17 protein-coding genes are annotated in these 17,343 nt (G+C 56.9%); 4 read left to right on the top strand and 13 right to left on the bottom strand.

Annotated features, from left to right (window positions below):
* Positions 1-4: 4 nt before the first annotated feature.
* The gene (locus HKD40_RS13445; protein WP_169196293.1) at positions 5-514 is read left to right on the top strand and encodes a TRAP transporter small permease subunit; all 510 of its coding nucleotides are present in this window, start codon (positions 5-7) and stop codon (positions 512-514) included.
* Position 515: 1 nt separating this feature from the next.
* Complete coding sequence (locus tag HKD40_RS13450; protein WP_169196294.1) at positions 516-1,832, top strand: TRAP transporter large permease; 1,317 nt, start codon at positions 516-518, stop codon at positions 1,830-1,832.
* 73 nt (positions 1,833-1,905) lie between these two features.
* Here the strand turns inward: HKD40_RS13450 and HKD40_RS13455 are convergent, their stop codons facing one another.
* From HKD40_RS13455 to HKD40_RS13505, 11 genes are all read right to left on the bottom strand, one after another.
* Entirely contained in the window at positions 1,906-2,736 is an 831-nt protein-coding gene (locus HKD40_RS13455) for an IclR family transcriptional regulator (protein ID WP_169196295.1), read from the bottom strand.
* A 290-nt stretch (positions 2,737-3,026) separates the two neighbouring features.
* Positions 3,027-4,364, bottom strand: coding sequence for an argininosuccinate synthase (argG, locus tag HKD40_RS13460; protein WP_169196296.1), 1,338 nt, complete (start codon positions 4,362-4,364; stop codon positions 3,027-3,029).
* A gap of 182 nt (positions 4,365-4,546) precedes the next feature.
* Entirely contained in the window at positions 4,547-5,293 is a 747-nt protein-coding gene (locus HKD40_RS13465; protein WP_169196297.1) for an SDR family NAD(P)-dependent oxidoreductase, read from the bottom strand.
* A 49-nt stretch (positions 5,294-5,342) separates the two neighbouring features.
* Entirely contained in the window at positions 5,343-6,386 is a 1,044-nt protein-coding gene (locus HKD40_RS13470) for a Gfo/Idh/MocA family oxidoreductase (protein ID WP_169196298.1), read from the bottom strand.
* Positions 6,387-6,397: 11 nt separating this feature from the next.
* A complete protein-coding gene (locus HKD40_RS13475; RefSeq protein ID WP_169196299.1) occupies positions 6,398-7,399 on the bottom strand; it encodes a Gfo/Idh/MocA family oxidoreductase in 1,002 nt (333 codons plus the stop codon).
* Between the two features lie 13 nt (positions 7,400-7,412).
* The gene (locus HKD40_RS13480) at positions 7,413-8,189 is read right to left on the bottom strand and encodes an SDR family oxidoreductase (protein ID WP_169196300.1); all 777 of its coding nucleotides are present in this window, start codon (positions 8,187-8,189) and stop codon (positions 7,413-7,415) included.
* Positions 8,189-9,367 (bottom strand): hypothetical protein, encoded by a 1,179-nt coding sequence (locus HKD40_RS13485; protein ID WP_169196301.1) that lies wholly within the window; start codon positions 9,365-9,367, stop codon positions 8,189-8,191. The genes HKD40_RS13480 and HKD40_RS13485 overlap by 1 nt, the downstream gene beginning before the upstream one ends.
* Positions 9,364-9,702, bottom strand: a complete 339-nt coding sequence (locus tag HKD40_RS13490; protein WP_169196302.1) for a hypothetical protein — start codon at positions 9,700-9,702, stop codon at positions 9,364-9,366. The genes HKD40_RS13485 and HKD40_RS13490 overlap by 4 nt, the downstream gene beginning before the upstream one ends.
* A 55-nt stretch (positions 9,703-9,757) precedes the next feature.
* A complete protein-coding gene (locus tag HKD40_RS13495; protein WP_248306065.1) occupies positions 9,758-10,795 on the bottom strand; it encodes an ABC transporter substrate-binding protein in 1,038 nt (345 codons plus the stop codon).
* Positions 10,796-10,938: 143 nt separating this feature from the next.
* Positions 10,939-11,787 (bottom strand): ABC transporter permease, encoded by an 849-nt coding sequence (locus HKD40_RS13500; protein ID WP_169196304.1) that lies wholly within the window; start codon positions 11,785-11,787, stop codon positions 10,939-10,941.
* A gap of 18 nt (positions 11,788-11,805) precedes the next feature.
* Entirely contained in the window at positions 11,806-12,603 is a 798-nt protein-coding gene (locus HKD40_RS13505) for an ABC transporter ATP-binding protein (protein WP_248306568.1), read from the bottom strand.
* A 293-nt stretch (positions 12,604-12,896) separates the two neighbouring features.
* Between HKD40_RS13505 and HKD40_RS13510 the strand changes: the two genes are divergently transcribed.
* Positions 12,897-13,835 (top strand): MurR/RpiR family transcriptional regulator, encoded by a 939-nt coding sequence (locus tag HKD40_RS13510; protein ID WP_169196305.1) that lies wholly within the window; start codon positions 12,897-12,899, stop codon positions 13,833-13,835.
* 4 nt (positions 13,836-13,839) lie between these two features.
* On the top strand, positions 13,840-15,300 hold the full coding sequence (locus tag HKD40_RS13515) for a D-aminoacylase (protein ID WP_169196306.1): 1,461 nt from the start codon (positions 13,840-13,842) through the stop codon (positions 15,298-15,300).
* A gap of 26 nt (positions 15,301-15,326) precedes the next feature.
* Here the strand turns inward: HKD40_RS13515 and HKD40_RS13520 are convergent, their stop codons facing one another.
* Both HKD40_RS13520 and HKD40_RS13525 read right to left on the bottom strand, forming a co-directional pair.
* A complete protein-coding gene (locus HKD40_RS13520; protein WP_169196307.1) occupies positions 15,327-16,256 on the bottom strand; it encodes a helix-turn-helix domain-containing protein in 930 nt (309 codons plus the stop codon).
* Positions 16,257-16,563: 307 nt separating this feature from the next.
* A complete protein-coding gene (locus HKD40_RS13525; RefSeq protein ID WP_169196308.1) occupies positions 16,564-17,340 on the bottom strand; it encodes a transporter substrate-binding domain-containing protein in 777 nt (258 codons plus the stop codon).
* Positions 17,341-17,343: the final 3 nt, after the last annotated feature.

Genomic DNA, 17,343 nt, shown 5'->3' on the forward strand with positions numbered 1-17,343 from the left:
CGTTATGATTGACAAGATCAATCACTGGCTGATCATCCTGCTGAAAGTGGTGTCAGGCAGTGCCATCGTTTTCATGGCTCTGATCGCCTTCGTTGACGCTGGTGGACGCCAATTGCACATGCCCATTCTGGGCGCCTACGAGTTCGTCAAGCTCGCCCTAATGCTCTTCTTCTTCGCGTCGATCGGGCTCGTTGTTCGCGACGACTCCCAGATCCGTGTTGGTCTGATGGCCGAGCTGTACAAGCCGCTGGCAGCTAAGATCGAAGGGCGCATCACGCTTGTCGTCGAGGTGATCGCAATGGCGGGTCTGTCATGGATGATTTTTGACCAAGCCAGCCGTTTGAACCGCTTCGGCACGGTTTCGTCCTTCTTCCACTTCCCCATGGGGCCTTGGGTTTTCCTCGGCGCTGTCATGACACTGGTTGGGGTGTGGTTTGCAATATTGAATTTGGGTCGTTGGCGCACGATCGGTGAAGCACCGGTCAGGCACCTGCAGCCCGGTGAGGAGATTTGACGTGGGGGATTCCCTGATTATCGAAATTCTCGTGATCGGCAGCCTGCTTGGGCTCATGGTGTTCACGCGAATTCCGCTCGGCTTTATTATGATGTTCTGCGGTGCAGCGGGTATCGCTGCCATGCACCCACGCGGTGTGGGCGCTGGCCTTGCCGTCGCCGAACAGCAGATCATGGATTTGGCCCTCAACTATAACTTCTCGGTTCTGCCGCTGTTCATTCTTATGGGCATTTTCGTGGTCAAGGCAGGGCTCGCCGACGAAATGTTCGACGCAGCAAGAGCTTGGCTTGGTCACTATCGTGGTGGCTTGGGCATGGCCACGATTGTTGCTTGTGGTGGCTTCTCGGCCATCTCGACATCGTCAACTGCCGGTGCCGCAACCATGGGGCATATCTCGATCCCGGCGATGATCAAGGCCAAGTACAACACTGGCCTTGCGGCAGGTGCTGTTGCTGCGGGCGGTACGCTGCTCATCCCGCCATCGGGTGCACTAATCGTTTATGGCCTCGTGACCGAAGAAAGCATCACCAAGCTTTACATCGCGTCGCTGATCCCGGGCTTGCTGCAGCTTGCCTTCTATCTCGTCGTTATGCTGCTGTTCGCCTATATCGTGCCATCTTGGGCTCCAGCCGACACCCGCGTGAGCTGGAAGGAAAGAATGCGCGCTCTCAGCAAGGTTTGGGGTATCGCGGCTCTGTTCCTGCTCATCATGGGCGGTCTGATGGCAGGCTGGTTCTCGCCAACCGAGGCCGGTGGCATTGGTGCCGGTGGCGCACTGATCTTCGCCTTGGCGCGCCGGAAGCTCAACTGGGCCAGCTTTGTCGATGCTCTAGCGGATACCGCTAAAATCTCGACCATGATCTTCCTCGTGGCTGCCGGTGCTATGGTGTTGAACCAGTTCATCAATATCTCCGGAATCTCCGGCGATACGGTGAATTTCATCCAGTCGCTCAATCTTGAGCCTTGGCAAGTTATCCTCGGTCTCGTGGTCTTCTATATAGTGCTGGGCACGCTTATGGACGGCTACGCGATGATCCTGCTGACCGTGCCAGTCATTGTGCCGGTGGTTCAGGAACTGGGCTTCGACCTTATCTGGTGGGGTGTGATCACCGTCATCTTGGTTGAGCTGAGCTTGATCTCGCCACCGGTTGGGCTGAACGTCTTCGTGCTGCGTTCCGTCTTGCCAAATGTGCCTCTGAGCGCATTGTGGCGCGGCATGTATGCCTTTATCGCGGCTGACACGGTCCGTGTCCTTATCCTGATCGCGTTCCCAGCTCTTGTGCTGTGGTTGCCATCGTTCACGGGTGGTCACGGGTAGCGCTACCAAAACAGCGAAGCGCACTTAAGGATGCGGCCATCTTGGTGGTCGCATCCTTCGTCTTTTCAATGACTTAGCTCCTATCGCGAGCTTGCATGGCCGCATTCCGCCAGATCGCCTCAGAGGCCTCACGAGACCCGGCATTCAGCGCGTCAATAATGTGAGGAAGGCGGCCATCGTCGAGGCGCGACCGCGTCCCGATCACGCTAATCGCGGCGATGGCATTGCCCGCCATATCTCTTACGGGCGCTGTGATCGCGCGCGTATCGCGGACGGTCAGCCCTTCGCTCACCAAATGGCCTCGCTCCCGCACCGAAGCGATTTGATGGCGGAGCCCATTTTGCTCGTCCGCGTCCGCGGCCGCGATAATGGGTTCAACCAGACGGTCCGGCATATAAGCGAGCATTGTTAGGCCCGCGGGGGTGGCTTGTAAGGGCATTCTCGCCCCCACAGCGGCAGACGTAACACGGATTGGCAGCTTGCCATTCCGACGCTCGACACAAACGGAATAGATGCCACTGCGCACACTCATGATGACGGTATCGCCGACCCCATTGGCGATGGTGCTTAGTGCTGGCGCGACAAGCGAGAGAAGCGGGAAGCGTTGCGCGGCACGTAGCCCGAGCCACACCATCTCGACACCAATCACATAGCGCCGAGAATCTGCGCTGCGCTCCACCAGCCCTTGCTCTTCTAAGGCGCGCAAAATGCGATAGGCCGTCGGGTGCGACAGGCCAGTAGCCTCAGCAATATCGATCAGTTTCATACCGTTACGCGGTCCTGCCGATAGGACTCGGACGATATGCAGCGCGCGGTGTATAGCTTGCGCTCCGCCAGAACTTGTATCTGATTTCAGTTGGGCCAATGGCAGCTTCTGCTCGCCATCTTCAGTATGTTCGCTCATGCGTCTCGTTCCTCCCGCGCCGCGGCCTGGCCACAGCGCGATCCCTAAGGCATCGTATCAGCAGCGCTCGGCTCTGCCATACATGCTTTCAGGAATTCTGCTCATTCCCCATACCTATTTCCAGCCAACTCAATGGGCTCACGCGACCGACCTTGTCAGTCTCCGTCGTGATGAAGTCTTCAATGTGAAGGGGAAGGGGGCGCTCGACGCACTCTTTGGCGGAGCCGAATGGTGACGGTGCCCAGTGTGTTGCCGGGCACCGTTAAAGTCATTTAGTCAGAGACGAGGTCTCAGTCGTTGTCGTTCTCGAGGCGGAACATCTTGTCGCCTTCGCGCGACGACAGCAGGCCAGTCTTAGAGTAGAGGTCCAGCTTGGCGCGGGTGTCGACGATGTCGAGATTGCGCATGGTCAACTGACCGATACGGTCCGCAGGTGAGAACGGCGCGTCTTCGACCTTTTCCATGCTCAGGCGTTCTGGAGCATAGGTCAGGTTCGGGCTCTCGGTGTTGAGGATCGAATAGTCGTTGCCACGACGCAGTTCGAGCGTCACTTCACCAGTAATCGCCTGTGCAACCCAGCGCTGAGCGGTTTCGCGCAGCATGAGGGCCTGCGAGTCAAACCAACGGCCCTGATAGAGCAGGCGACCGAGACGCAGCCCATTGATGCGATACTGCTCAATGGTGTCTTCGTTGTGAATACCGGTGACGAGGCGTTCGTAAGCAATGTGCAGCAGCGCCATGCCTGGTGCTTCGTAGATGCCGCGGCTCTTGGCTTCGATGATGCGGTTTTCGATCTGGTCGCTCATGCCGAGGCCGTGACGGCCACCGATGGCATTGGCTTCGTAGAAGAGGGCGACTGGATCGGTAAAGGTCTGACCATTAAGCGCAACAGGCTGGCCTTCAACGAAGCGGACCACAACCTTCTCGGCCTTGACGGGCTCTTCGTCCTTCCAGAACGGCACGCCCATGATCGGGCTAACGATCTTGATGCCGCTATCGAGGCTTTCGAGATCCTTGGCTTCGTGGGTGGCGCCCAGCAGATTGCTGTCGGTCGAATAGGCCTTCTCGGCGCTCATCTTGTAAGCAAAGCCGCTGGATGTCATGAACGCCGACATTTCAGCGCGACCGCCGAGCTCGTCGATGAATTGCTGATCCAGCCAAGGCTTGTAGATGCGCAGGTTCGGGTTGGTCAGCAGGCCATAGCGATAGAAACGCTCAATGTCGTTGCCCTTGAAGGTCGAGCCGTCGCCCCAGATGTTGACGCCATCTTCCTTCATCGCCGACACCAGCATGGTGCCGGTTACGGCGCGGCCAAGCGGGGTGGTGTTGAAATAGGTAACGCCGCCGGTCGAAACGTGGAACGCGTTAGCCTGAATGGCCGCGATGCCTTCGTGAACGAGCTGGGTACGGCAATCAACGAGGCGTGCTTCCTCGGCGCCAAATTCCATGGCCTTGCGCGGAATCTCGTCATAGTCGGCTTCGTCTGGCTGGCCGAGGTTCGCTGTATAGGCGTAAACCTTCGCGCCCTTTTGCTTCATCCAAAGCAGGGCAGCGCTGGTGTCCAGACCACCGGAGAAAGCGATACCAACTTTCTCACCCTTGGGCAGGTTTTTAAGAATTGTACTCACGGGTGGATTCCAGTCGGCTTGATTGAAATGATGTTCGCCGCGAATACCAAATCTCGCGCCACCCGCCAAGGGTGCGTATGGCCGCGTTGCATGATCAATACGTGTGATGGCCGCTGACGGGATGCCGTGGCTGAGGTGATCAGTCCACGGCAAATGGTACAAGCGCGTTTAGGACGCGACTTCTAATAGGTGCAGCGACCACCGGAGAGGTCGAACACCGACGCCGTCGTAAAGCTATTGTCCTTCGAAACGAGCCAAGCGACCATGGCGGCCGCTTCATCGACTTCAAGGAACCGCCCACGCGGAATACGCACCAGCATGTAGTTGATAAACTCCTCGGTCAGCGTTTCGAGGATGCGGGTTTTGGCTGTCGCAGGGGTAATGCAGTTCACTGCAATGTCGTACTTCGCCAGTTCCTTGCCGAGTGACTTGGTCAAGCCAATGACCCCTGCCTTGGCCGCAGAATAGGCGGACAGATTGGGGTTGCCTTCCTTTCCGGCGACGGAGGAAATGTTGACGATACGCCCGTAATTCCGCGCTTTCATCGAGGGTATGACGACCTTGTTGACGTAGAAGGTGCCATTGAGGTTGATCTCGACCACCCGCCGCCATTCATCGGGATCATAGTCCTCCAATGGTGCGTTGTTTCCGGCAATGCCTGCGGAATTGACGAGGATCGAAACGGGACCGACTTCGCTTTCGACTTCCGCATGAACCTTCATCAGGCCCGCAAGGTCAGTGATGTCGACGACCTTACTCGACGCGCCAGCGCCGAGCGCTGCGACTGCCTTGTCGAGAAGCGCCGCATCGCGGTCCCACAGGCTCACCTTAGCGCCAGAGGCCAGAATGCGTTGGGCCATGGCAAAGCCGAGCCCTTGCGCCCCGCCGGTGATCACGGCGACTTGGCCGTTAAGATCAATGTTGTTCAATTTTCTCTTCCCAAAACGAGGAGGCCCGGTTGACCCGGGCCTTTAGTGTTTAGAGGCGTACGACTTCGCCAGTATGGATTGACTCATCTGCAGCCAGAACGATGCGCAGGCTATTCACCCCGTCGTTCATATGCGCGCTCAAGTCCAAATCTTCGGTGATGGCCTTGAGCAGATAACGCTGCTCGCGTTCACACAGGTCATCGTGATCTGGTTCATCGGTCATGTCGATCCGCTCGTCTGGGCGGGTCATGTCGGCATAGTGGCGCAGGATTTGGTTGGTCTTAGTGTGGGCGTTGATGTCGTCCGATTTCACGCCCGACGCATTCTCTGCCATGACGATGGAGACCGAACCCTTTGGCCCGAACACGTCTTTCACAAAGAATGCAGTCTCGCTGACCATCGGGCCCCAGCCAGCTTCGTACCAGCCAACGGACCCATCATCGAACTGCACCTGCAGCATGCCGTAGTTTTGCTTGGCCACTTCGTCGGTCAGACGAGCGCCAATGGCGTGAACTTTCACCGGCTTGGCGTCGGTCATCTGACACATGACGTCAACATAGTGCACGCCGCAGTCAACGATGGGCGGGAAGCTGTCCATGAGCCGCTTGTGCCATGACCAGGTTTCGCCATTCGACTGTTGGTTGAGGTTCATGCGGAAAACCAGCGGCGTGCCCAATTCGCGCGCGATTTCAATGAACTTCGTCCAACTCGGGTGCTGGCGGAGAATATAACCGATGACGAGTTTCTTGCCGGTCTGTCGTGCGACCTCGACCACCTTTTCTGCGTCAGCCACGGTGAGCGCCATCGGCTTTTCGACAAAGACATGGGCACCGGCCTGCATGGCTTTGATGGCATAAGGAGCATGGGTGTCGGGCAGGGTGTTGATCGAAACAACATCTGGTTTGAGTTCCGCCAGCGCGGTCTCAAAATCATTGTAGCGTGCCGCACCTGACAGCGCGTCAGGGAGTGACAGGCTTTCAATATGTCGCGTGCAAACGCCAGCCACCTCAAAGCCATCAATACGCGTGTAGGCGAGAGCATGGCTCATGCCCATATTGCCTAATCCTACAACCAGAACACGCAAAGCGCTCATGGTTAGCCTCCTCAACGAATATGAATAATAGTTCCTGTTCGGGCGGACTCCTCGGCCGCCAGACAGGCTTGCAATGCACCGGCGGCGTCCTCTGGTCGACCAACATCAGGTTGTTCGCCAGCAAGCGCTTTCCGAGTGAAGTAGTCGAACTCGTCTCGCAGCGCTCCTCCTCGAACGCCGTCGAACATCGGCCAATAGGTCGTGTCCGGGCTGTGCAATTTGTTGTTATCGACTATCGCCAGATTGGGGAAGGTATCCTGAATATGGATGATGCCTTCCGTGCCGATAATCGACATGCGCTCGTCGATGTCGAAGGGAGTCTTTTCCGGCATGCACCACACGGTTTCCAGTGTTGCCGTCGCGCCGCCTGCAAAGCGGAACATCGTCTGGCCGATATCTGGGTGCTTGAGATTGCGCAGCGAGGTCGTTTGGGCATAGGCGGAGACGATCTTGTCGCCCGTCAGCCAAAGCATGATGTCTGTGTCATGGATCGCATCGCCAACGATGGGACCGATTTTCTGCAAGATTGTCGGCGTCCAGGAGGCCGGAATATTGCGGCGTGAGGAAAGGGCAATGATCTTACCAATGCGCCCCTCATCGATCGCTCGCTTGGCCATACGATAGCGTGGATTGAACCGAACCACGTGGCCAATGAACAAAATGCCCTTGGACGTTTTGGACGCTTCCGCGATTTTCTGTGCGTCTTCGACGTTTGAAGCGATCGGCTTTTCCAGGAAGACGTGCTTGCCAGCCTTGAGTGCCGCGATTGCAGGTTCGGTATGTTGGTCCCACATCGTGCAGATTGAGACCGCGTCGATGTCTGGGTCGGCGAGCATGTCGTTGTAGTCAGCGTAGAGCTTGCTAACGCCAAACTTTTTGCCCAGTTCAGCCAATCGATCCGGCGTGCGCGTGCAGAGCGCGTCGAGCTTTAGGTTGGGGATGCCCATGATCGTTTCGGCGTGGATCTCCCCAAACCAGCCCAGCCCAATGATGCCAATTCGTAATTGTGACATTGTTCTTCTCCCCTCAAAGATCCTCGAGCGTAAGCTCGCGGGTCATCACGATATTTCCTGAACTGAGGCCGCAATCGACCGGGATGACGGCACCTGAAACGGCGCTCGCTGCATCCGACGCCAAAAAGCCCACCACAGAAGCGACCTCTTCGGGTTCGACAATCCGTCCCAAGGGATACCAACGCTCTAGGGTCTTGAGGACATCAGGGTCCTTTTGCGCTCGTTCCCGCCACAGAGGCGTGCGAACTGTCCCTGGCATGACGCAGTTGGAGCGGATGCCGAACTTGCCCAACTCCTGCGCAAGCGTCCGGGTCATCGAGATCATGCCCGCCTTGGCGGCGGAATACGCCGGGTCGCCGAGAGCACTTTGGCCGTTGACCGAGGCAACGTTGATAATAACGCCGGACTTCTGCCGCTTCATCCGCTCTGCCGCGGCGTGGGCGCAAAAGAAAGCGCCGTTGAGATTTCCGTTGATCTCTTCGATCCAGCTCTCTGGGTTTGTGAGCCGTAAAACGTGATGATTGGAATAGCCCGCATTGTTGATCAGCACGTCGACCTGCGGGATTTCGCTGAAGGCCGTCTCCACAGCCTCTGCATCGCCAATGTCGAGCCGCAGAAAGCGGGCTTTCGCTCCGGCATCCTCGAGTGAACTCATGGCGCCGCCCGAGGTTATGGATTTGTCGATCCCCACAACCTCGGCACCTCGGGCCCCGAACCAGTGGGCAAGGCAAAGGCCTATCCCGCCAGCCGCTCCAGTGATCACGACAGTTTTGTTCGAAAACTCAGCCATCACGGAACCCGCGCCAAAGCTTCGCCGATCCACTCAAGGTTGCGGCGGCGCTGGTGGCCCCAATTGTAAAAGGCGATGTCGGTCACTCCACCGGCAACCAGAATATCGACGGCCGAAAGGAATTCCGCTTTGCTTTCAATGTCCGGATAGCTCGGGCGAAGAATGCCGCGGATCGTCGTGTTCGTTGGAACTCTATGTTTCAGGTCGAACAGGTCAGTGGCTATCCGAGCAGCATTGGGCTCGTAAAAGCACGCTTCGATAATGCCTGTCGTTTCGCCAATGGCCTTGAGATCGGTCCCTTCGTACCACGCCCCACCCGTGGGGCGAGCGACAGATGGGATGATGGCAACATCGACGTCCTGCCGAACCGCCTCGCGTATCTCCGCGATAAGGCTGGTGACCTGGCCGGCGCGAAAATCGAGATAGGTGCGAAGATCTTTATTGGTTGCGATTTCCGCCAACCAGAAGGCTCGGCCCATATCGTCGGGAATATCGACGTCGCTCTGCAAAAAGCTATCGATGCGGTTTGCGACATAGGCTTTTAAGCGGTGCGCATCAAAACCCTGTTTGGACGCAGCGCTCACGCAGTGATCGCAAAAGCACAGGCCCATCAGACCCTCAAACATAGGATCCTGACGCACGAAGCTCATCTCGTGGTGATAGCCATGGGCATAGGGCGTAAAGCCGGGCGCCTCGAGGGAGAGACCGGTAACAGAGTAGTTTTCTGTCACATCGACGCAAAGGCCAACGGCATAGGCTCGGGCCTCTGGGGCGCTTGGGCAGAGATTGTAGAAATAGCGGTCGCCGAAGGCGTTCCGGACCACTGCATTCGGGTGCTTCATGCCCAAGGTCGTATTGTGCAGCAGCACCATCCAGACGTTGATGTCCAGTCTGCCGTCGTCACAAAGCTCTTGAAGAATGTCTCGCTCGGCCAAAAGGGAGTTAGGCAGAGGCTTAATCTCACTATAGCAATCATCGTCGTGGCGGAAGTAAGCAGTTCCGTCTTCAGGGAAATAGACCTTTCCCGATTTGCCCTCTGGTCGCAGAAACTTCCCAGCGTGGTAGGTGCCTGCGATCGAGATCGTGTTGAGACCCATATTTTTGAACGCAGAGTTGGACTCGGTGACACCGTGGTCCGCAAAATCCCAAGCATAGGTCAGAATGGCTTTGTAGCTCATTGTCCGAACCAGCCGTCCTTGAGGTAACGCATATATTCAAAGACCATTCCGTGCTTGAGCACGAAAGCGACTTGAAGAAAGTCCCCGACGACGAAAGGCGGGATCAGCACTTCGTCAGCCTCAGCGAGACGTTTCTCCATATCGTCGATCCGATAGGCAACATGAGGATTGTTTTTGACAATCTCTGGGGTTGGGCTATCCGGCTCGTAGCGCAGAAACTCGATATGTTCCGGGTGATTGCGCGGGTTTGTCACCCACAAGCGCGATTGCTCGACCCAGTCTTCTTTCGGCTGTTTTGTGGTTGTTGTGATGCCAACATGGTCAAATTCGAACACAGCGATGCCTCGTCGGTTTAGAAGGGGCGGGGAGTGACCCCGCCCTCAGGCTTGATCAGAGGGTGGCTTCAATCGCTGCGATGTCGACGGCTTTGTACTCGTCGCGCAGCTCAAAACCTTCGGCATCGGCTTTGACCTTGGCGTGGTCAAAGTCATTAGCGCCGTCGATCAACGCATTGGTCACGACATCACCGGCCTTCAATGGCTGCGATATCTGACCGATCTTGTGGATGGCGTCGAAATACGACTGCCAGCTGTCCTCGAGGTGGAGACCCCACTTGCCGCGCTTGTCCCAGTGAGCGTGCATCAAGCCACTCTGCTGCATAAGGGACTCGACGGCGGTTGCAGGATCCATCTGAGTTGCCAAACCAGGGAACTCATCCATTGCGATCTGGGTCGCTGCGGCAGGGTTCAACCAGCCAAACTCAAGGCCCATCGACCAGCCACGCAGATACTTCGTATAGGTCTCGACTAGCGCTGGGTCGTCGAGGTCTTTCGCGCGAATAACGAAGCTGTTGGCAGGGAAAACCGAAGCGTTCTTGCCGAGCAGATAGTCGAAGTCGAAGCCTTGTCCACGCCACTGGGCGCGCAAGCCTTCCCAAGTCAGAGCTGCGTCCGCCTGGCCTTGGGCGAGCGACTGTCCCCAACCGGCCACTTCCACATACTTGATCGTGGAGAGGTCGACACCGGCTGCCGCCAACATTGGGTCGGCGATAGACTGCCAGCCAGCAGAACCCAGAACGATGGTCATGCCTTCCATGCCCTTGAGGTCGGCAGGGGCCTTGCCCTTTTGGAACGCAAAGTCGAACACGTCGCCAGCCATGATGTGGAAGACGGACTTGAGCTTCATGCGCTGTTCTAGGCCCAGAGAAAGCACGCCGGGTGATGGGTAACCGAAATCGGACTGGTTCTGGTCAACCAACTTGATTGCCGCTGTTGCATCTGGCGGGCCAGCTTCAACGGACGTGTCGAGGTCGCCGAAGTAACCCATGCGCTTTGCCACCCAATAGGCGAAGTCGTCGACGACTTCCAAAGAGCCGCGTGGCGAAACCCAACGGACTGGACCGCTTTGCGCGAAGGCGCGAGTGTTCATTCCGATCGCCGACAAGGCAACGCCTGCGGCGGAGATTTGAAGCATTCGGCGACGGTTTAACGTAGTTGTAGTCAGCAGATTGGACATAGATTTCCTCCCATATGTCCGGTTGACGCCCGTGTTCGGTTGTCACGCTGGGCCCATCAGGACTCCCAGCTGGTCCATTTCTTCCCGATCTGGAAGAAGATGACGTAGATGCTGATGCCGATGGTCGCGAGAAGCACGATCACAGCGAAGAACTGCGGCATGCGGATCATCGACGAATAGTAGTTGAGACGGTTCCCGAGGCCTTCCGCGCCGCCGACCATTTCGGCGCCGACGGTTGTCAGGAGGCCAAAGATCGAGCCGATCATCAGGCCAACCATGATCATCGGCATGGCCATCGGAATGCGGATCTTCGTAAAGATTTGGAAGGTCGATGCACCGAAGGACTTTGCCAGTGCGATTTTCGCTAGGTCGACACGACGGAAACCCGTCGCCGAGTTAATCATCACCATGGGGCCAGATGCGAGCGCCACAGCGATAATGCGTGGTTCCCACCCAAAGCCGAACCGCAGCACCAAGAGTGGGACGAGCGCCAGCATGGGCGTTGTGACCAGAAGCAAGATGTAGGGCGTGATGATCTTTTCAGCGAACGGGAACTGAGTGATCACCGCCGCGAGAATGAACCCTATGGATGCCCCGATTGAAAACCCAATGAGCAGCTCGCAAATAGTGGTGACGAGATGTGGCCACAGGAATGGCCATTCCGTAATCAAAGCCGATCCGATCGCGCTCGGCGGTGGCAGAATGTAGAGCGGAACTTCAAACAGGCGTATCAGCAGTTCCGCGCCGCCAATGATGACAACAGCGACCAGCGCGATAATTGCAGTTTCGAATGCGGTGCGGTTTGAGTTGCCTAAGAGCGCGCCTGCGCCTCCGGCTAACCCTGCCTCAGTCTTCTGCCCCTTGTTCCCAAAGCTTGGGATTTTGTCGTGCAAGGCGTCACTCATTTCAATCTCCTTGCGCGCTCAGGTGGCCGGACGGTGGTCGATCATGCCCTTGATGGCTTCGACCCGTTCGAGAAATTCGGGGGTTGTCTGGAGCTTCACCGGGCGAGGGCGCGGCAAGTCGACATCAACAATATTGGAGATGCGCCCTGGGCGGGCGGACATGACAACGATCCGGTCCGCCAGGAAAACCGCTTCAGCGATGGAGTGGGTAATGAAAATGATCGTCTTGCCCGTCTCCATCCAAATCTCTTGAATGAGAAGGTTCATCTCGTCGCGCGTGAAGGCATCGAGTGCGCCGAATGGTTCGTCCATTAAGAGGACTGATGGGTCGACGGCCAAGCTGCGAACGATTGATGCACGCTGTTGCATGCCGCCGGAGAGTTCGCGCGGATATTTGTTCTCAAAACCTTCGAGGCCAACACGCTTGAGTAGCTTTTTAATCAGCTCCCGATTGGGGGGCTGCTTTTTGATCTCAAAGGGCAATTCGATATTGCTGCCCAAATTGCGCCAAGGCAGCAAATTGGCTTCTTGAAAGATCATAGCGATTTCAGGATGAGGCTTGGTAATAACGTCAGAGCCGAGGCGGATCTCGCCGCTGGTGAGGCCGTGCAAGCCGGCCATGGACCAGAGCAAGGTAGACTTGCCGCAGCCCGACGGTCCGAGCAGACACAGGAATTCCCCTTCTCGAACGTCTATCGAAACATTGTCCAGGGCATGTACGCCCCCTGACTTCGTTTGATAGATTTTCGTTGCCTGCGATATTCTCATTTTGGCTGGCATATGGGCGTCAGATATCGCCCCTGCTGCATTAGTCACGCAGCGTCCTCCCTCAGCAAGCTGTCGTGTAAAGCATGCTCGCCTCCTCTGGCAGAGCACACGTTCTCCTGACCTGACTGAAACAGAATTTCATGATCCAGCGTATTATACTTTAGTCGCATCATAGTGGCGATTTTCGGGCTAAATCGGCTGTCTGAAACCGAAAATGTTGAAATTTCTCAAGCGTGTTAGTGATGGCTCTGACCACTCAAGCTTCCTGTTTCAAAAATTTCTTGCTTAAAAGTCGGAAGGCTGTAATTCAATTTCATAACAGTGAAGAGGTGTTTGGCCGTATGACTGCTAAGTCGGCGAATGTTGTTCAGTCGGATGTCATTGATATCGTCTCGCGCATGCAGCGCGTGGAGGGCGAGCTGTCCCCAGCCGAGCAGCAGGTTCTTAAAGCCGTGCGCGTCGACTTCGAAGCCACGACGCGAATGACCATCGCTGAACTCGCCAAAGCGGCGGATGTCAGTCAGCCTACCGTGACGCGTTTCTGCCGGTCTATCGGTAGCGCTTCCTTTGCCGATTTTAAGATCAACCTCGCCACGACCTTGACCGTCGCCGCCGCCTATTTGCAGCCAGACCGCCAGTTTGACGATGATGCAGGGCAGCTTGCGCAATCGATCATGTCGCGTGCGATCAACGCCATGCGAGATGCGCTGAATGGGCTCGATACTGACGCCGTAACCCGCGCTATCGCAGCACTATCCAATGCGCGTCGCGTGGATATTTACGGGCAAGGCGGGGGCTCGGCGAGCCTGGTCGAGGACGCAAAACTGCGGCTGTTCCGTATTGGCTTGCCTGTGTCGGCCTATATCGACGGGCATCAGCAACGCATGTCGGCAGCGACCCTGAGCAAGGGTGATGTGGTAATCGCCATTTCGAACAGCGGGCGGTCGAAAGCGGTGGCAGAAGCCGTTCAAATTGCGTCGTCTTTCGGCGCGACGACAATTGCGTTGACCCGACCTGATACGCCCGTGGCAGAGGGCGCCACGATCCTCATTCCAATCGTTATCGCAGAGGACGAAAACGTCCTCGCGCCAACGCCTTCCAGATACGCCCACATGATGGTGATCGATACGATTGCCGCAGGTGTCGCCTCAGAGCGAGGCGCTCAGGCGCGCGAAATCTTGCGGCGCGTTCGATACACGGTCGCCAGCATTGGCATAGCCATTCCCGCGCCATCCACTGACCCAACGATCTTGATGAAGACCATCAAACCGCACGAGTGATCCCATGACCTTGGCCAGCAACAATACGCCCGATTGGGTGTTCCGGAACGCGCGCATCATCGATGGCAAGGGAGGAGCGTCCTATCACGGGGAGTTGGCAATCGTTGGCGACACGATTTCTGCAGTGGGGCCGGTCGGGTCAATTAGCCAGACGGGACGCAATGAAGTCGATCTGGAAGGGCTAGCACTCGCACCTGGTTTTATCGACTCTCATACCCATGATGACCGCATCGTGCTCGATGCGCCGGAAATGCTGCCAAAAATCAGCCAAGGTGTGACCACCGTTGTCGTTGGAAACTGTGGTGTTTCCCTCGCTCCCGTGACTTTTAAGGGCGATCCTCCACCGCCGATGAACCTTTTGGGTGGCAATCGTTCCTATGAATTCGTCACCTTCGCCTCTTACGCGCGGGCGGTGGCCGAGGTTGTACCCGCTGTAAACGTCGCTGCACTGGTCGGCCATTCAGCCCTGCGATTGGCGGTGATGGCTGACGTTAACGCGAAGGCGAGCGACAGCGAGATCGAGCGCATGGGTGCATTGCTATCCGAGGCAATGGAAAATGGGGCAGTGGGGTGGTCGACAGGCCTGTTCTATCCCACAAATGCAGCAGCAGATGCTGACGAGGTATCCCGGTTGGGGCGCTATGTTGCGCGACACAGCGGTGTCTACGCGACCCACATGCGCGACGAATTCGAGCATGTTCTAGAGAGCATCGATGAGTCTGCTGACACCGCTAAAGCGGCGGGTACAGCATTGGTCATCTCGCATCATAAATGTGCGGGGGTCGAGAACTGGGGGCGATCGCAGCAGACACTGCCCAAGATTACGCGATTGGCCCAAGATCAGACGATTAATATCGACGTTTACCCCTATGCGGCTGGCTCGACCAATCTGCGCGCGGATCTGATCACCGATACATATCCGATCATGATCTCGTGGTCCGGGCCGCATCCGGAAATGACGGGTCGTTACCTTATCGACATTGCCGCAGAGTGGGGCCTCGACCTGAGTTCCGCTGCCGCGAAGCTGCAACCTGCAGGTGCGATTTACTTTCAGATGGATGAAGCCGATGTGCGGCGTGTCCTCGCCTCGCCGCTCTCGATGATCGGTTCGGACGGTTTACCGCATGACGTCCATCCGCATCCGCGTTTGTGGGGAACATTCCCGCGCGTACTGGGGCACTATGCACGAGACGAGAATTTGTTCGATCTGGAGACTGCGGTCCACAAGATGACGGGCAAGACTGCAAAGGTCTTCGGGCTGACGCGGCGCGGTCAGCTCAAAGCCGGTTGCTTTGCCGACCTCGTCGCATTCCGCCCGGACGCCATTGCGGATTTGGCGACATACGAAAAGCCAGTCCAACAATCGGTTGGCATCGAACTGGTCATGGTGAATGGCAAAATGAGCTTTGGCCAAAGTGGTGCGTCGGTCACGCGTGCTGGACGACTTGTCTACCGCGACAGGTAATGGTGTTTCTTGGGCCGGTGGTGGAGTTACGAGGCGACGTGCAATCTGAGCACAATGTCCTGATCGTAATTGCCAAAACCCTTGCCAAAAATATTGATGCCGCCGGGATGCTTGGCGTCGTCTTTGACCGCGATGCGTAAGCGGATCGAGTGGTGCGTGTCCAAATCAAGGTCGGCCATCGACACCGGCGAGATTTTCATCCCGTCAACGTAAGTGCCGGCGGCTGTCACGCGCCAGCTTTTCAGCTTGCCATATTGGCTGCCCTTAAGCTTCCACCAGTCGGGCGTGTAGACGCCTCGTTTGTCGCCATAGTCGCCAGTCGACATCCAAGTGCCGATTTCGATGCCATTGATCGAAAGGGTAATGTCGCTTGGCCAATCGGCGGATGTGCCTGGCACCTCGGAGCTAAGCTCGATTGCGAACTCTAGGGTTTCTACGGTTGTTTTGGAGAGGCGGGCATTATTGGGAAATTGGTATTCTAGATAGCCGCGCGTGAACCATATCAGTCCGGCCTTCATGCGGTCGGGGTCGAGGAATGTGTCTGGCACGTCCAAGAGCCCAATGATGCTTTCCGTAGAACACAATCCGCATGGCGCCGTGACCTCACAACTGGTGTAAAGCCCCAAGGGCATGGACACTTCTATGACGCTGTCACGCTTGTCACTTTTGTCCTCGTTGAACATGACGAGGATCTCGTCAAAAGTGGAGTGGCAGATCTTTTGATTGCCCTTCCGTGCCTTTTGCGTTTCGAGCCGCAAGAGGCCTGCGGCCTCTAAGATTTGCACATTTGTGGAGACGGTCGATTGCGGTAGGCCCAAGTGGTCGGCAATGTCGTTGCCATTGAGTGGGCCTTCGGTCCGCAAAAGTTTCAAGATTTTGACGCGAATAGGGGAGGCTAAGCCTCTGATGATGTCTTGGCCTTCTTCCGGGTCAACCACTAGAAAATTGCGGCTCATCAGGTCCTCGTGGCCCAGATCGGCGAATGTATATCAGATAGACTGATACGTATTGGCTGGCAACTCTGGCGCGGGCTTGCCGCTAAAACAAAAGAGACGCGCGCCGCTCCAGACGCACGTCCCTTCTGCGCGGCCATACTTCGGTGAGGATGGCCAGCTATTACCTACCCTTTGTGTCCCTCAGAAAACTGATAACGCAGGTTTTTGGCCGTGGCTCTGTCGATCGTGACTCGGTCGTGAGCCTGGCCAATCCGTCAAATGGCGACTAACCCCTTTGACGGTGTAGGTAACGTATTCCGTTCGTCCGTTATCGGACTGTCAGACCGTAGTTCTCCGCCAGTTTTGCAACCGTGCCATCTGCCTTGAGGTCAGCAAGTGTTGCGTCCATTTGACGGCGTAGGGTTGTGTCACCCTTCCAGAAACCGAAGCTCAGCCCTGTGGCCGCGGGACCGTTTGGGACGGGGCTGAGGCTGAACTCGCTCGTGTCAAAATGGGCGGCCGCGATCGTGCTTTCGGTGATTGCAGAGCTGATTTCGCCTTGGGTGAAAGCTTCGACTAAGTCCTCGACGTTTTGCATTGGCAGAGCGTCGACACCGTCCCGAATAAGGCTTTGAGCCAGCGCGACGCGATCCAGCGCGAAGGTGCCCGGTGCGAAAGCAACGCTCTCGGGTGGCCACGCTGCCTCGCCTTTGTGAACCCATGTCCATTCGCTCAAAAGGTAAGGGGCGGTTAGCTCTAAAAGGCTTCTGCTCCAAACATTATCGCGGATGCCGCCAACAATAACGCGGCAGTTGGCGCGCGAAATCCGCCAGTTGGTCGGATTGTATTCCCGGTTCATCGCCGCGTTCTGTGTCACCGTGATGGTGAGACCCATCCGATTGGCCGCTTCCCGGAGCAGCTCGATCTCAAAGCCCGGCTTCTCGCGGTCGCGCGTGACAAGGGGGCCCATCTCACGCGGGGCGCAAACGGTGAGGCGTTCAGCCTGATGAATTTCAGACCAAGACTCGTCGGACGGCAGAAAGCTAACGCCGAACAGAATGGCGAAAGACACTGTGAGCGGTACGAGGGGGCGAAGAGAGATCATCGC

It is taken from the genome of Devosia sp. MC1541 (assembly GCF_012847305.1).
Classification (GTDB): Bacteria; Pseudomonadota; Alphaproteobacteria; order Rhizobiales; family Devosiaceae; genus Devosia.

What these genes read in the sequence shown, in the direction of transcription:
- HKD40_RS13480 (WP_169196300.1), bottom strand. Translation starts at nt 8,189, where the DNA reads ATGGCTGAGTTTTCGAACAAAACTGTCGTGATCACTGGAGCGGCTGGC.
- HKD40_RS13485 (WP_169196301.1), bottom strand. Translation starts at nt 9,367, where the DNA reads ATGAGCTACAAAGCCATTCTGACCTATGCTTGGGATTTTGCGGACCAC.
- HKD40_RS13475 (WP_169196299.1), bottom strand. Translation starts at nt 7,399, where the DNA reads ATGTCACAATTACGAATTGGCATCATTGGGCTGGGCTGGTTTGGGGAG.
- HKD40_RS13500 (WP_169196304.1), bottom strand. Translation starts at nt 11,787, where the DNA reads ATGAGTGACGCCTTGCACGACAAAATCCCAAGCTTTGGGAACAAGGGG.
- HKD40_RS13525 (WP_169196308.1), bottom strand. Translation starts at nt 17,340, where the DNA reads ATGATCTCTCTTCGCCCCCTCGTACCGCTCACAGTGTCTTTCGCCATT.
- HKD40_RS13470 (WP_169196298.1), bottom strand. Translation starts at nt 6,386, where the DNA reads ATGAGCGCTTTGCGTGTTCTGGTTGTAGGATTAGGCAATATGGGCATG.
- HKD40_RS13495 (WP_248306065.1), bottom strand. Translation starts at nt 10,795, where the DNA reads ATGAACACTCGCGCCTTCGCGCAAAGCGGTCCAGTCCGTTGGGTTTCG.
- HKD40_RS13455 (WP_169196295.1), bottom strand. Translation starts at nt 2,736, where the DNA reads ATGAGCGAACATACTGAAGATGGCGAGCAGAAGCTGCCATTGGCCCAA.
- HKD40_RS13515 (WP_169196306.1), top strand. Translation starts at nt 13,840, where the DNA reads ATGACCTTGGCCAGCAACAATACGCCCGATTGGGTGTTCCGGAACGCG.
- HKD40_RS13445 (WP_169196293.1), top strand. Translation starts at nt 5, where the DNA reads ATGATTGACAAGATCAATCACTGGCTGATCATCCTGCTGAAAGTGGTG.
- HKD40_RS13510 (WP_169196305.1), top strand. Translation starts at nt 12,897, where the DNA reads ATGACTGCTAAGTCGGCGAATGTTGTTCAGTCGGATGTCATTGATATC.
- HKD40_RS13520 (WP_169196307.1), bottom strand. Translation starts at nt 16,256, where the DNA reads ATGAGCCGCAATTTTCTAGTGGTTGACCCGGAAGAAGGCCAAGACATC.